Source organism: Delftia deserti (assembly GCF_042653485.1).
Taxonomy (GTDB): Bacteria; Pseudomonadota; Gammaproteobacteria; order Burkholderiales; family Burkholderiaceae_C; genus Comamonas; species Comamonas acidovorans.
Genome location: NZ_JBHSIH010000001.1, coordinates 6,547,453 through 6,560,763 on the forward strand (window position 1 = coordinate 6,547,453; position 13,311 = coordinate 6,560,763).

General features: G+C 67.2%; 14 protein-coding genes. 5 read left to right on the forward strand and 9 right to left on the reverse strand.

Annotated elements, in window-relative coordinates:
* Positions 1-70 precede the first annotated feature (70 nt).
* Positions 71-1,165, forward strand: a complete 1,095-nt coding sequence (locus ACFPFG_RS30870) for a glycosyltransferase family 9 protein (protein ID WP_380109699.1) — start codon at positions 71-73, stop codon at positions 1,163-1,165.
* An 89-nt stretch (positions 1,166-1,254) separates the two neighbouring features.
* Here ACFPFG_RS30870 and ACFPFG_RS30875 read toward each other — a convergent pair whose 3' ends face one another.
* The 7 genes from ACFPFG_RS30875 to ACFPFG_RS30905 all read right to left on the reverse strand — a co-directional run bounded on the left by ACFPFG_RS30875 (position 1,255) and on the right by ACFPFG_RS30905 (position 8,080).
* Complete coding sequence (locus ACFPFG_RS30875; protein WP_374617585.1) at positions 1,255-2,418, reverse strand: GGDEF domain-containing protein; 1,164 nt, start codon at positions 2,416-2,418, stop codon at positions 1,255-1,257.
* A 329-nt stretch (positions 2,419-2,747) separates the two neighbouring features.
* Entirely contained in the window at positions 2,748-3,431 is a 684-nt protein-coding gene (locus ACFPFG_RS30880; RefSeq protein WP_380109702.1) for an energy-coupling factor ABC transporter permease, read from the reverse strand.
* 246 nt (positions 3,432-3,677) lie between these two features.
* Complete coding sequence (locus ACFPFG_RS30885; RefSeq protein ID WP_183022077.1) at positions 3,678-4,478, reverse strand: amino acid ABC transporter permease; 801 nt, start codon at positions 4,476-4,478, stop codon at positions 3,678-3,680.
* On the reverse strand, positions 4,475-5,137 hold the full coding sequence (locus tag ACFPFG_RS30890; protein WP_183022076.1) for an amino acid ABC transporter permease: 663 nt from the start codon (positions 5,135-5,137) through the stop codon (positions 4,475-4,477). Before ACFPFG_RS30890 ends, ACFPFG_RS30885 begins: the two co-directional genes overlap by 4 nt.
* Before the next feature lie 3 nt (positions 5,138-5,140).
* The gene (locus ACFPFG_RS30895; RefSeq protein WP_183022075.1) at positions 5,141-6,043 is read right to left on the reverse strand and encodes a glutamate ABC transporter substrate-binding protein; all 903 of its coding nucleotides are present in this window, start codon (positions 6,041-6,043) and stop codon (positions 5,141-5,143) included.
* Between the two features lie 142 nt (positions 6,044-6,185).
* On the reverse strand, positions 6,186-7,493 hold the full coding sequence (locus tag ACFPFG_RS30900; protein ID WP_380109705.1) for a flavin-dependent oxidoreductase: 1,308 nt from the start codon (positions 7,491-7,493) through the stop codon (positions 6,186-6,188).
* 272 nt (positions 7,494-7,765) lie between these two features.
* Entirely contained in the window at positions 7,766-8,080 is a 315-nt protein-coding gene (locus ACFPFG_RS30905; protein ID WP_380109708.1) for a YciI family protein, read from the reverse strand.
* Positions 8,081-8,203: 123 nt separating this feature from the next.
* Here ACFPFG_RS30905 and ACFPFG_RS30910 point away from each other — a divergent pair, with 123 nt between their 5' ends.
* From ACFPFG_RS30910 to ACFPFG_RS30925, 4 genes are all read left to right on the forward strand, one after another.
* A complete protein-coding gene (locus tag ACFPFG_RS30910; RefSeq protein WP_312372380.1) occupies positions 8,204-9,097 on the forward strand; it encodes a LysR substrate-binding domain-containing protein in 894 nt (297 codons plus the stop codon).
* Between the two features lie 60 nt (positions 9,098-9,157).
* Positions 9,158-9,763, forward strand: a complete 606-nt coding sequence (locus ACFPFG_RS30915) for a TetR/AcrR family transcriptional regulator (RefSeq protein ID WP_380109710.1) — start codon at positions 9,158-9,160, stop codon at positions 9,761-9,763.
* A 73-nt stretch (positions 9,764-9,836) separates the two neighbouring features.
* Positions 9,837-10,838 carry an NADP-dependent oxidoreductase gene (locus ACFPFG_RS30920; protein WP_197955969.1) on the forward strand — a complete coding sequence of 334 codons (1,002 nt, stop codon included), beginning with the start codon at positions 9,837-9,839 and terminating at the stop codon, positions 10,836-10,838.
* A gap of 30 nt (positions 10,839-10,868) precedes the next feature.
* Positions 10,869-11,573, forward strand: a complete 705-nt coding sequence (locus ACFPFG_RS30925; RefSeq protein WP_197955970.1) for an SDR family oxidoreductase — start codon at positions 10,869-10,871, stop codon at positions 11,571-11,573.
* 598 nt (positions 11,574-12,171) lie between these two features.
* Here ACFPFG_RS30925 and arsH read toward each other — a convergent pair.
* Together arsH and arsC are read right to left on the reverse strand one after the other, a co-directional pair.
* Positions 12,172-12,903 (reverse strand): arsenical resistance protein ArsH, encoded by a 732-nt coding sequence (gene arsH, locus ACFPFG_RS30930; protein WP_183018325.1) that lies wholly within the window; start codon positions 12,901-12,903, stop codon positions 12,172-12,174.
* Positions 12,875-13,303: an arsenate reductase (glutaredoxin) gene (arsC, locus tag ACFPFG_RS30935; RefSeq protein WP_183018324.1), complete on the reverse strand. Its 429-nt coding sequence runs from the start codon at positions 13,301-13,303 to the stop codon at positions 12,875-12,877. Before arsC ends, arsH begins: the two co-directional genes overlap by 29 nt.
* Positions 13,304-13,311 lie beyond the last annotated feature (8 nt).

Sequence of the window (13,311 nt, forward strand, 5' to 3'; positions counted from 1 at the left end):
GGGGCAGGCACGCAGCAGGCACGCAGATTGCTACATATCCATGGCCTGCAACCATAGGCGGAGAGTGCCCATGAATTCCATGAATCACCCCTTGCTGAGGCTGACCGATTCAACCCCGGCCCTCAGGCGCGGCAAATTCAGGCCCGGCAAATACACGGGCCACCGCACGTCGGCCGTCTTGCCGCAGCTGCGCAGAATCGGCGTGTTCCGCGCGCGCCGCTTTGGGGATCTGCTGTGCGCCACGCCCGTTCTGCGTGCATTGGCTGCGGCCTGGCCCAAGGCACGCATCACCCTGATCGGGCTGCCCGAGGCCGAAGGCCTGGCGCAAAGGCTGTCTTCGGTAGATGACTTCGAGCTGTTTCCCGGCTGGCCCGATCTGCCCGGCGTGCCCTCGGCCAAGGCCGATGAATACAGCTTCTTCCAGCGCCGCATGCGTTCGCGCCGCTTTGACCTGGTGGTGCAATTGCACGACTCGGGCCGCAATACCAATGCCCTGGTCGCCAACTTTGGCGCGCGCCGCAACGCGGGCTTTGCGGACCCCGATGACTGGGTGCCCGAGGCGGATTCCCTGCGCTTTGTGCCCTGGCCCGGGCAGGGCAGCGAAGTGCTGGGCCTGCTGGCCCTGACCGACTACATGGGCCTGCCGCGCCGCGGTCTCAAGCTGGACCTGCCGCTGAATGCCGATGACCGTGCCCGCGTCCGCCCGCTGCTGCCCGCAAGCCGCCGCTACGCCATCGTCCACCCGGGGGCGCGGCTGGCTGTGCGCCGTTGGTCCGCCAGCGGCTTCGCGGCCGTGGCCGACCGGCTGGCGCAGGCGGGGCTGGAAGTGGTGCTCACCGGCAGCGAGGACGAGCGCGCCCTGGTGGCATCGGTGGCCGCGCAAATGCGCCACCCCGCGCTGGACCTGAGCGGCCGCACCGACATCTGGATGCTGGGCGCGGCGCTGGCATCGGCCAGCGTGGCCGTGTGCAACAACACCACCGTCTCCATGATGGCTGCTGCCCTGGGCACGCGCAGCGTGGTCGCCTCGCAAGCCGGCGAAGTGGACCGGGGTCCGCCTCTGGACCCGCAGCGCCACCGGGTCTTCACCCCCGGCAACGATGCGCAAGCCGCCGAACTGCTGGCGCAAGCAGCGCTGGCGCTGGCGGATGAAGAGCTGGCGTGAGGCATGCCGGGCCCGGCCGGTAACCGGTCAAGGTGGGCAGCAGGCTGCAGGCGAGGTGCCCGCCCAGGGCCAGGGCACCCTCGGCGCCGTCAGTGCGGCCGCCCGGGCGCAAGCGGGACCAGTTCCATCCGGTCCCGTCCCTTGCGCTTGGAGGTGTAGAGGGCTTCGTCGGCCTGCTTGAGCCAGTGGGACAACTCCACCCCCGGTTGGTCGAACAGGGTGGCACCGATGCTCAGCGACACCGGTTCCGGCGTCTCGAACATGGTGCGCGCCTGCTGCGCGAAGGCCTCGCGCAAGTCCTGGCCCAGCGCCTGCACTGCCGCGTGGTCGACGCTGCGCAGCACGATCACGAACTCGTCCCCGCCCAGCCGTGCGGCCAGTGCGCCGCGCGGCAGCGCGCTGCGTATGAGGTCGCTCAGGGTCAGCAGCAGGCGGTCGCCGGCATCGTGGCCGTGCAGGTCGTTGACCTGCTTGAAGTGGTCGATATCGATCAGCAGCAGGGCGCAGGGGTTGGCCGGCGAGGCCTGCTCCAGCAGCTGGGGTGCGCGCAGATAGAGCGCGCGGCGGTTGTCCAGTGCGGTGAGCGGGTCGCGGGCGGCGATCTGCGCGATGCGTTCCTCGCGGCGATGGCGCTCCGTGCCGGTCATGGACATGGCGAGCAGCATGATCGCCATCACGCCTTCCACCAGCGACACCAGGATCACCGTGCCGTGGAAATTGGCCAGGTTGATGAAGGTGTCCAGCGCCACGGCCGAGGCGGCCTTGGCGAGATAGAACAGGCCGTGGGCCAGCAGAACGAAGCGCAGTTGCGCCGCGCCCACGCCCAGCGTGCCGCCCTGCGGACGCAGCAGCAGGCCGGCGCGCAGGCTGATGACGGCGATCAGCAGCGACTGGATGCCCAGCATTGCCCTGGACCACCACGGCCCGCCGGGCAGGAACAGCATTGCCAGCCAGACGATGGCCACCAGCCACCACGCGCGCGGCAGCCGGGCGTGCGTGAACGCGGCAACGCCGGCCAGGAACAGCCAATGCGCGGATATCAGCAAGCCGTTGGGAAACCAGATGCCGAACAGCACATGGCCGCTGGAGCGCAGCAGGGCCAGCACACAGCCCACGGCGATGATGGCGAACCCCCCGCTCCAAAGCAGCAGTGAGCGTTCGCGCACGTTGCTCCATTCCGCAGCCAGATACAGCGCCGAGGCGGCGGCCATGGCCGTGGTGAGAACGAGCAGGGTGAAGGGATCGAGAACCATGGACGATGAAGGTATCGGCGCAGGCAGGCTCCGTGCAATAGCTGCCAGGCAAGGAGCAATGCGGCGGAGGTCGGGGCCGCCGCATTGAAATGGAGCGGAGCGCCCGGCCGAATTGTCGCAGGATGCGGGCCTTCAGGCGCTTGCTGCGCGGCAGTCCGTTGGGTGCAAGTCACGGATCGGGCTGCCCTTGAAAGGGAGCCCGTTGCCTGATTTCCGGCCTGATTTCCGTGATGCAGCCGCCGTGGTGCTGGTCAGCGCGGATGCGGCTGGAGTCTTGAACAGCCCGCCACAGCGGAGCACCAAGGGTGCGGTGACCGGGAAGCCGGCTGTCAGATCGCCGCTGCGTGCAGGCGGGTATTGAAAAGCGGCCCTTGTGTGAAGGCGGCCAGACGCTTGGCCAGCCACAGCACGGCCAGGTCCACCAGGGGTTCCACCAGCACCACGCACATGTAGGCGGCACCAAAGCTTGCGACCTCGGTCATGGTGGCCAGGCTGGCGCCATGGCCGTAGATGGCCCAGAAGGCGACCCACAGCACGATGCCGCCCTGGTAGGTGGTGGACAGGGCCAGGGCCTGCCGGTAGCCGATGTCCACATAGGCCGTGCCGGCCGGAATCAGCCGGCGCGCCAGCTGGCTCACCGCATACAGCGGCACCAGCAAGGTGGTGACGTTCATGCCGTACTGCGGCAGGTCGAAGGGCGCAAAGAACAGGCCCTGGACCAGCAGGCCGCACGCCAGGCCGATGGCCGCCGCACCCGCGCCGAACATCAGCAGCAAGGTCGATCCCAGAATCAGATGGACCTCGGATACGCCGACCGGCTCATGCGGGAACACCTCGAAGAAGCTGAACACCAGCGCGGTGGTGATCACACTGCGCACCAGCAGCGCGAGCGCGCCGCCGTTGTCGCGCAGGCTTTGCCGTGCCAGGGCGGCGGTCAGGCCGAAGGCCGCTGCGGCAGTGACGTAACTGAGGGCGATTTTCTCGGGGCTGACGACGCCGGGTTCGATGTGCATGGGAGGTCCTGAGCAGGCAAGGTCCGTTGGAAAGCCGGCGGGCACCGACTGCACAACGGCAAAGGCACCGAGCATAGCCGGGGACGGTGTGCTGCGCCATACCGCGCAGCCACAGGGGCGGATTTTCGATACTGGTCAAGCGGACTTCGCCGCCCATCGAGACAGGCGCAACCCGGTCTGCTGGCTGCCACCGGAGTCCCCTTCCCGAATCACCGGGCCACCTTCCGCTGACCGGCGCCACCCACCTCAATGCACCGGCCGATTCAACCGCCTGCTCGCCCTCGATATCGCGTAGTTCACAAGGCAGTACAGCACCGCCACCACCAGATACACGGGCACCAGCGCGTGGTAGTTGGCGATGAGCACCTTGGCGTTCTGCATGAGTTCGCCGTAGGTGACGATGTAGCCGAAGGTGGTGTCCTTGACCACGATGACCAGTTGCGCGACCAGGGCCGGGACGATGTAGCGCAGGGCCTGCGGGAAGACGACGAGCCGGAAGACCTGGACCTCGGTCAGCCCCAGGCTTCGCGCGGCATCGGTCTGGCCGCGAGGGACGGCCAGCACGCCTGCGCGGTAGACCTCGGCCACCACGGCGGCGGTGCTCAGGCCTATGGGCAGGGTCAGCATCCAGTACGTGCCGAGCTTGATGCCGGCTGCGGGAAGCACCAGAAAGCACACGTAGATGAGCAGCAGCGTGGGCGTGCCGCGCAGGAATTCGATGACGGCGATGCTGGGCCAGCGCACGATGCGTGGCCGCGCCAGGCGCCCCGCCAGCAGCACCAGCCCAAGGCTCAGCGCAATGGCGGCGGCCATGGCCGAGGATGCCAGCGTGCCCAGCAGGCCCCTGGCCAGAAAGGCCCAGGTGGTGGGCCAGGCGAAGAACTCCCAGAACCGGGCCTCGAGCTGGCCTGCGGAATGAAAACGCCACACGACGCCCGCAGCCAGCGCAATCAGCCCGGCCGCGGCGATCAGGCTGACCACCTGCGTGATCTTCCTGGCCTGCGGGCTGGGCGCGCCAAACAGAATGTCTTCCAGAGAACGGCTCATCGCAGTATCCGCAGCTTCTTTTCCAGGATGGCGCCCACCCAGGCAATGAGCAATCCGCTGGCCACGTACAGGGCGGCGGCCACCGCGAACGCGGCCATGCCGGCGGCGGAGTCGTTGGCGATCTTGGACACCAGCGCCGTGAGCTCCCGGCCCGCCAGCGGCACCTGGGACGCCAGCGAGGTGGACAGCATCAGCGCAATGAGCAGCGACGTCATCGGCTGCACCACCGAGCGCAGCGCCTGCGGCAGCACCACGGCCGAGATGATCTGCATGGGCCGCATGCCCAGGCTGAGCGCGGCCTCGATCTGGCTGCCGGCAATGGTGTTGATGCCCGCGCGCAGATAGTCCGCCGTGAACGCGGAGCAGACCAGGGTCAGGGCCAGGATCACGCTGGGCTCATAGTCGATCACGACATTGAGATCGGGCAGCGCGAACACGATGAAGATCAGCAGCGCCACGCTGGGAATGTTGCGGAAGATCTCGACGTAGGCGGTCAGCACGAAGCGCAGCGGCGGCAGCGGAAGAAGCCTGAGCACCGTGACGACCACGCCCAGCAGGAAGCCGGGCAGGAACGAGAAGGCAGTGAGCTTCCAGGTCAGCAAGAGGGCCTGCCAGAAGGCAGGCCCGTGGTCGGCGAGGAGCCGGGAGATGTCACCCATCGTTCAGGGCAGGGCGGGCGGCGTGGGAACGGCCGTGCTGCCGGTGCGCTGTCCGATGGAGATGGTCCACAACTTGGCCCAGGTGCCATCGGCTTCGATTTTCTTCAGGAAGGCGTTGATGAAGGCCACGCCGTCCGAGCCCTTGGGCAGGCCGATGCCGTAGGAGTCCTGGGCGCCAAAGGGCGCGCCTGCCAGCCGTGCGTCGCCAGTGCCCAGGCTCAGGGTGTTGAGCAGCAGCGTGTAGTCGGTCACGTAGGCATCCACGCGGCCCTGGCGCAGGGAGTCCAGCGCTTCCTGGTGGGTCTGGAACTCCTGCACGGCGGCCTTGGGCGCGTGCTGCGCCAGGATGGCGGGGCCCGTGGAGCCGGCCTGCGTGGCCACCTTCTTGCCTGCCAGATCGCTGTACGACTGCACGGTCTTGTTGCTTGCCTTGACCAGCACCCCGGCCTGCGAGGTGTAGTAGGGGCCGGCAAACGAGATCTTCTCGGCGCGTGCGGGGGTGATGGAGTAGGTGGCGATCACCATGTCCGCCTGGTTGTTGATGAGCACCTGCTCGCGCGTGGACGAGGTCACCTGTGCGAACTGGTACTTGGAGGCATCGCCCAGGATGTAGCGCGTGAGCAGCTGGGCCAGGCCTGCGTCGAAGCCGCGGATCTTGCCGTCCTTCTCGTTGAGCAGGGAGAACAGATTCGAGGTCTGGGTGCTGCCCAGGCGCAGCGTGCCGGTCTGCCTGATCTTGCTGGCCCAGGTGCTCGATGCGATGGTCGCGGCGTCGGCGACGGGCCCTTGCGCCACCAGGGCGTCGAACGCCGCTGTGTTCAGGGGCGCGCCCTGCGCAAAAAGCGATCCACTGCCCACGATCGCCAGCGTCACCACGGTGGATTTCAGAATGGATTTGATGGGCATGTGGTCTTCCTGCTTGGTCTGTGATGTAAATCTGGGGATGGCTGCCAGGGGCAAGGGCCGATTATGGCGACTCGCGGCCCTTGCTGCCGCACAAAGGCTCAGTCCCCGGTCACGCGCCGGTCACGCGCCGGTCATGCGCCGGTCACGTGCTGGCCATGCGCCGACCGGGCGCGATGGTGGGGGCTGCGGCATTGAGCGTCTCGATCGCATAGCCGGCAGCGGCCTTGTACCGGGCCATGAAGCCCTCGCGCTCCTCGCGCGGCAGCACCTTGTCGATATGGTCGAAGACGCCGCCGCAGCGCTCGTCCACCAGCCCCAGCAGGCCGAAGGGGCCGGCACCGCGGTTGCGCAGCACCAGGGCCGAGATGTCCTTGCACAGCCTGTCGTCATAGGCGCGCAGCGCCTGCGGACCCACGCCGTGCTCCAGCAGCTGCGCGCCCAGCACGCGCGCGTCCACGATGGCCTGGCTGGCGCCGTTGGAGCCCACGGGGTACATCACATGCGCCGCATCGCCCAGCAAGGCCACGCGGCCGTCCACCCAGGTGGGCACGGGGTCGCGGTCGATCATGGGGTACTCGAAGACGTCCGTGGCGCCGCGCAGCATGGCCGGCACGTCCAGCCAGCCGTAGTCCCAGCCGTCGAAGTGGTGGATGAATTCCTCCAGCGCCACGCGCCGGTTCCAGTCGCCTTGCTGCCAGCCGCCGTCGTTGTCCACCGTGATCTCGGCGATCCAGTTGATGGTGGCCAGGCCCGTTGCCGGGTCCGGCGGCGTGATGGGGTACAGCACCACGCGATGGCGCAGCGAGCCCACGCCCACGAAGGATGCGCCGGTGCGCACCGGCACGCCCGGCGTAGTGCCGCGCCACATGATGGCGCCGCCCCACTGGATGGGCGGCTGCGCGGGGTGCATCTGTGCGCGCACGGCCGAATGCAGGCCATCGGCCGCCACCAGCAGCGAGCCCTGCACCTCCAGGCGCTCGCCATCGCGGGTGTCGATGAGCGCGGTCACGCCCTCGGCATCCTGCCGGTAGCCCGTCACGCGCCGGCCCAGTTGCACCGCGCCCTCGCCCAGGCGCTGCCGCACGGCGTTGAACAGCATCATCTGCAACTGCCCGCGGTGCACCGCGTACTGCGGCCAGCGGTAGCCGGCCTGCAGCCCGCGCGGCTCGGCATACACCTCGTTGCCGTTGCGGCCCACCAGCGCCCATTCGCGCGCCTGCAGGCCGATGGTGTCCAGCACATCGTTGCCGAAACCCAGGTCATGCAGCTCCCGCACCGCGTTCGGCTGCAGGTTGATGCCCACGCCCAGCGGCTGCAGCTGCGCCACCGACTCGAACACCATGCAGGGCACGCCGATCTGGTGCAGCGTGAGGGCAGTGGCCATGCCACCGATGCCGCCGCCGGCAATCAGCACGGGGCGCGGGGAATTCGTGGGGGATGCAGCAGACATGGCGAGATTGTCCATGCATTGGCGGCCGGCAAATGTCACGGCCGCGGCGCATGGGAACGGCCTGCTCACATGCGGACGAGACGTTCCGCGGAAACTGTACGGATGCCGAGGCTCACGCGATGACAGGGCCTGCCCAGGAATGCCCCACCAGCAGGGTGGGCCCCGCAGGAGGACCTGCACGGCCCGATGCGGGCAAGGCGGTGAGAGCCACGGCAAGCGCCGTGGCAATGACTGTGGCGATGTGTGAGACACGCAATGGTTTCTCTGGCGCTTCAAGCCTTCACCACGGCTGCGTTGCCAGCGCACTGCGGCGCGAAGGCCTCGGCGCGGATGGCTGGCTCGAAACCCTGCACCGAGACCAGGACAAGCTGGTGCAGCACGAAAGAGTCTTCCGCAATCATGGCGTCGAGCTCGGCGCGGCTGCTGCATGACGCCAGCGCCAGTCCGCCAGACTTGTCTTCGAATGGGCCTGCCACCAGGATGCGGCCCGCGGCAGCGTGCCGGGCGAGCCATTGCTTGTGGGCCTCCAGATGTGCTTGGACTTCTTCCAGAGGGCGGACATATTTCACGGAAACGATGTAGAGCATGAAAGGACTTCGATGAGGTTGCAAGGGAAGCGGCAACTGCTTCGCGGGACCTCAGGATCGCCCAACGCCTGCCGGGAGTCCAAGACAAAATATGGGAAAGTTGAGTCCTCAAAGGACTCAACCATGCTTGATTTGCGCCAACTGCGGTACTTCATCGCAGTCGCCGAAGCGGAAAATGTCGGACGCGCTGCCGAACAACTGCACATCTCCCAATCTCCGCTGAGCCGGCAGATCAGGCTTTTGGAGGATCAGCTCGGCGTGCTGCTGTTCGAGCGAAGCAGGCAGCGCATCCGGCTGACTCAGGAAGGGCGGGATTTGCTCGGCGAGGCCCGCACGCTGATGGCCAACGCGAATCGAGTCGAAACCTTCGCGCGGCGTCTGGGCGCTGGCAATGCCGGGCGGCTGGCCATGGGCTATGTGGAGGGGGCGATGTACGCAAACATCGTCAGTCCCAGCGTGCGCGCCTTCAGGGCCGGCAGCCCCTTGGTGACGCTGTCCCTGCAAGGCCTGGGCAGTGCCACGCAGTTCGACTACCTTCAACGGCACATGCTGGATGTCGGCCTGGCCTACCGCATGCCCGAGCGCGAGTCCGGCCTGAGCAGTGCCCTGGTGCTGGACGAGGCTGTGGCCCTGGCGATCCCGAAAGGACATCCTCTGTGCGGCTCAAGAACCCTTCAGCCGGCGCAGCTGGATGGCCAGACATGGATCGCCGTGACCCGCCAGCCGGTGGACACGATCCGTTCAGCCCTGCTGGCGGCGTGCCAGGAGGCGGGGTTTACGCCGGATATCGTCTACGAGACGACGGATCCGCTGGCGTCGCTCTACCTCGTGAGCTCGGGGCTTGGCGTCACGCTGGTGCAATCCGCCCTCAAGACCAAGGCACCGGAGGGCGTCGTCTTCAGAGATCTGAAATGGCTGAGGCTGCGGGTGAAGATCTATCTGGTCTGGCGCAGCAATGATGCCCGGCCTATCGTGACGGCGTTTCGCGAGGCCGTCTGCACGCTCGCCGCAGTCTGAAAACCGGGTGGGTGTTGCCGGAGTCCATCGGGCGTTGTGCGCATCGCGGATGAAAAATGTATGATGAGCATCATGCGAATCACAAATTCCAGCGCCCGGGCTTCGGCCAAAGAGGCCACGCACGAGCGCATCGTCTCCGTGGCGGCACGGGCCATCCGCCGCAGCGGCTATGGCGGCACCGGCGTGGCGGACATCATGAAGGAGGCGGGCTTGACGCATGGCGCCTTCTACGCCCATTTCGCCTCGCGCGATGCCATGCTGGCCGAAGCCGCGGGCAGGGCCTGCGCGGAATCCTGCGCCGCCGTCGCCGACGTGGTGGCCAAGGCGCCGCCCGGCATGGCGCTGCAGGCCATGCTGGCCGCCTATCTTTCCAAGGAACATGTCCAGCGCGCCGAGATGGGCTGCCCCCTGGCGGCCCTGGGTTCCGAGACCTCGCGCCAGGCGCCGGAGGTGCGCCGCGTGGCCACGGGCCACATCAAGGAAATGGTCGATCTCATCGCCCGCCAATCGCCGGACTGGGGACAGCCCGGCGCCCATGAGCGCGCGCTCGTCACCTTGTCCACCATGGTCGGCAGCCTGCTGCTGGCACGGGCGGTGGACGACCCTGGCCTGTCCGACAGCCTGCGCGAGGCAGCACTCAAGCACCTGGCGCCGGCCAGCCATTGATGGCGCATGCCCTGTGCATGTGCCTGGATTTTTTTCGCCGTTACATATGATGATCATCATATAAAGGAAGACCATGAAGGCATTCATTCTGGAAAGCCATGGAGCGAGCCGCGCCTTGCAGCTGGCAGAGGTGCCCGAGCCGCAGCTGCGTGACGACGAAGTCCTGGTCCAGGTCCATGCCGCAGGCGTGAACCAGCTGGACTCCAAGATCAGGGACGGGCAATTCAAGCCCATCCTGCCCTATCGCCTGCCCCTGATCCTGGGCCACGACGTGGCCGGCGTGGTGGTCAAGGTCGGCCCGCGCGTGCGGCAGTTCAAGCCCGGCGACGAGGTCTATGCACGCACGGATGATTTCCGGATCGGTACGTTCGCGGAGTTCGTGCCGGTCAGGGAGTCGTCGCTGGCGCCAAAACCGGAGGGGCTCACGATGGAAGAGGCGGCCTCCATTCCCCTGGTGGGCCTGACGGCCTGGCAGGCCCTGGTGGAGACAGCGAAGCTGACGAAGGGGCAAAGGGTCTTCATCCAGGCCGGCTCCGGCGGCGTGGGCACGTTCGCCATCCAGTTGGCAAGGCACCTGGGCGCCACTGTGGCCACCACGACGAGCGCGGCCAACTTCGAGCTGGTCAGGAGCCTGGGCGCGGATGTCGTCATCGACTACCGCACGCAGGACTTCGAGGACGTCCTGCACGACTACGACGTGGTGCTGAACAGCCAGGACGGCAAGACGCTTGGCAAATCCCTGCGCGTGCTCAAGGGCGGCGCGAAGCTGGTCTCCATCTCCGGCCCACCCGATCCAGCGTTTGGCAGAAACATCGCGGCGCCCGCATTCGTGCGGCTGGTGATGCGGCTGCTCAGCTCCGGCATCAGGCGCCGGGCGCGAGGCCGTGGCATTGACTACTCCTTCCTCTTCATGCGGGCCGACGGCGGCCAGCTGCGCGAGATCACCCGCCTCATCGAAGCGGGCGCCATCCGCCCGGTCGTCGACAAGGTCTTCGCATTCGAGTCCACCAACGAGGCCCTTGCCCATGCCGAAGCCGGCCATGCCAAGGGCAAGGTCGTCATCAAGATCCGTTGAATCTGTTTTTCCCCACCCCTGGAGCGATCCATGAAAATTGAAAACGCTGTTGTTCTCGTCACCGGTGCCAATCGTGGCATCGGCCTGGCCTTCGCACGCGAGCTGCTGGCCCGTGGCGCCCGCAAGGTCTACGCCGGCGCGCGTGACCCCGCCACGGTCACCCAGCCCGGCGTGCATGCCCTGCAGCTGGACGTGAACCGCCCGCAGGACGTGGCCGCCGCCGCGGCGCAGGCGTCGGACGTCACGCTGGTGATCAACAACGCCGGCATCGCCCAGCCCGGCGGCTTTCTGTCGCCCGACAGCGAAGAGGTCGCCAGGCGCATCTTCGAGACCAATTTCTTCGCCGTGCTGCGCATGAGCCAGGCCTTCGCGCCGGTCCTCAAGGCCAACGGCGGCGGGGCCTTGCTCAATGTGTTGTCGGTGGCCTCCTGGGTGAACGGCGGCGAGCTGGCTGCCTACTCGGCCAGCAAGTCGGCCGCCTGGTCGCTCACCAATGCCCTGCGCAACGAGCTTGCGGGCCAGAAGACGCAGGTGCTGGGCCTGCACATGGCCTATGTCGATACGGACCTTACGCGCGGGCTTGACGCGCCGAAGTCCAGCCCCGAGGACATCGTCAGGCGCGCGCTGGACGGACTGGAGGCCGGGCTCGATGAAGTGCTGGCCGACGAGCTCACCCAGCAGGTCAAGCGCGGCATGACGGCGGCCCGGCCAAGCTATCTGCCGCAGGGTGCCTGAGACCGGGCACGGCGGTCAGCCATGGGGGCCCATACGCATGGGCCGGCATGATCGGTCAGCGCCGGTCCGGCCTATGTTTCCATGCTTGTTGAAACATCACATGCCTGCGGTGCTGGCGGGCGCCCTGTCCATCGAGCACTCGGGGGGCTCGGGGCTGGTGATGGATGCCATGGCGTAGTCCGATGAGGCGCGCGGGCAAGAGCAAGAGAAACGGCGTTCATGGCGCCGCCCTCCTGTGCGAGATTTGAACCGCCCATCCCGCCCGTAACCCGTAGGGAGGAGCGGACGGGGCCCCACTTGCCGGGCGTCCAGGCCTGACGAGACCTTCTTTGGGGAAGGCTCAGCCGCTGTGTGGTGAAGGTGCTTTGAAGCGCCGGCCCCGTGACGGCGGCGGTGGCGATGGCGGTGGCGGCGCGGATGATCGCGCGGCTGGAGGAGGCCGCTTCGGGGAGAGGCCTGCAGGCTGGGTGTTGTCCGCTGTCGAACCGTTGCAGACCCTCATCCTGGGCCTGCCGATATCGGCTTGGCAGCAGTTGCTGCTGATTGCGGACGAAGCTCCGACGGCAGCAATGCGGTCAGTGGCGGACCTTGCCCTCGCTCAGATACTCCGAAGATTCACCCGCGCCGAGAGCGCCTCGGCACTCTCCTTGCGCTCGCTGTATCGGTCCACCAGGTAAGGGGTCGCGTCGCGAGTCAGCCAGGTGAACTTCACCAGTTCTTCAATCACGTCCACCACGCGCTCGTAGTACGAGGAAGGCTTCATCCGCCCGGTTTCGTCAAACTCCAGGAACGCCTTGGCTACGGAAGACTGGTTCGGGATGGTCAGCATGCGCATCCATCGGCCCAGCACGCGCATCTGGTTCACGGCGTTGAACGACTGCGAGCCTCCGCACACTTGCATGACCGCCAGCGTCTTGCCCTGCGTAGGCCGCACCGCCCCCATCGACAGGGGAATCCAGTCAAGCTGTGCCTTCAGGATGCTCGACATGGCGCCGTGGCGCTCGGGAGAGCTCCACACCATGCCTTCGCACCACAGCACCAGCTCTCGCAGTTCCTTCACCTTGGGATGGTCGTCAGGGGCACCGTCCGGCAGAGGCAGGTCGCGCGGGTCGAATATCCGCGTCTCCGCGCCCATGGCCTGCAGCAGACGGACGGACTCTTCGGCGAGCAAGCGGCTGTAGGACCGGTCCCGGAGTGAGCCATACAGGAGCAGGATGCGCGGCGGGTGCGAGGCCCGCTGAGCAGGAAACAGCCGAGCTCGGTCCAGCGATTGAAACGATGCCGTATCCAGGCTGGGGAGTTCACTGTGCGACACGGCGACCCTCCGCATCGATGACCTGTTCGCCGTCTTCCTTGGCAAAGGCCGCCTGTTGAGGCTTCGGCAGGATGTCCAGGACCAGCTCGGAGGGGCGGCACAGCCGCGTGCCCAGCGGGGTGACGACGATGGGGCGGTTGATGAGGATGGGGTGCTGGAGCATGAAGTCCACCAGTTGCTCATCGGTCCACTTCGGGTCGTCCAGGCCCAGTTCGTCATAGGGCGTTCCCTTTCGGCGCATGACGTGGCGCGTCGGCACCCCCATGGCGGCGATGAGCGCCTGGAGCGTCTGTCGGTCTGGTGGGGTCTTCAGGTACTCGATGACCGTGGGCTCTTCGCCGGAATTTCGAATCATCGCCAGCGTGTTGCGCGACGTGCCGCACGCAGGGTTGTGGAAGATGGTGATGTGGCCCATGGGACTCC

Coding starts and splice junctions, on each gene's coding strand:
- ACFPFG_RS30920 (WP_197955969.1), top strand. CDS start 9,837: ATGAAGGCATTCATTCTGGAAAGCCATGGAGCGAGCCGCGCCTTGCAG.
- arsH (WP_183018325.1), bottom strand. CDS start 12,903: ATGCGGAGGGTCGCCGTGTCGCACAGTGAACTCCCCAGCCTGGATACG.
- ACFPFG_RS30885 (WP_183022077.1), bottom strand. CDS start 4,478: ATGAGCCGTTCTCTGGAAGACATTCTGTTTGGCGCGCCCAGCCCGCAG.
- ACFPFG_RS30870 (WP_380109699.1), top strand. CDS start 71: ATGAATTCCATGAATCACCCCTTGCTGAGGCTGACCGATTCAACCCCG.
- ACFPFG_RS30915 (WP_380109710.1), top strand. CDS start 9,158: ATGATGAGCATCATGCGAATCACAAATTCCAGCGCCCGGGCTTCGGCC.
- ACFPFG_RS30925 (WP_197955970.1), top strand. CDS start 10,869: ATGAAAATTGAAAACGCTGTTGTTCTCGTCACCGGTGCCAATCGTGGC.
- arsC (WP_183018324.1), bottom strand. CDS start 13,303: ATGGGCCACATCACCATCTTCCACAACCCTGCGTGCGGCACGTCGCGC.
- ACFPFG_RS30875 (WP_374617585.1), bottom strand. CDS start 2,418: ATGGTTCTCGATCCCTTCACCCTGCTCGTTCTCACCACGGCCATGGCC.
- ACFPFG_RS30905 (WP_380109708.1), bottom strand. CDS start 8,080: ATGCTCTACATCGTTTCCGTGAAATATGTCCGCCCTCTGGAAGAAGTC.
- ACFPFG_RS30890 (WP_183022076.1), bottom strand. CDS start 5,137: ATGGGTGACATCTCCCGGCTCCTCGCCGACCACGGGCCTGCCTTCTGG.
- ACFPFG_RS30900 (WP_380109705.1), bottom strand. CDS start 7,493: ATGTCTGCTGCATCCCCCACGAATTCCCCGCGCCCCGTGCTGATTGCC.
- ACFPFG_RS30910 (WP_312372380.1), top strand. CDS start 8,204: ATGCTTGATTTGCGCCAACTGCGGTACTTCATCGCAGTCGCCGAAGCG.
- ACFPFG_RS30895 (WP_183022075.1), bottom strand. CDS start 6,043: ATGCCCATCAAATCCATTCTGAAATCCACCGTGGTGACGCTGGCGATC.
- ACFPFG_RS30880 (WP_380109702.1), bottom strand. CDS start 3,431: ATGCACATCGAACCCGGCGTCGTCAGCCCCGAGAAAATCGCCCTCAGT.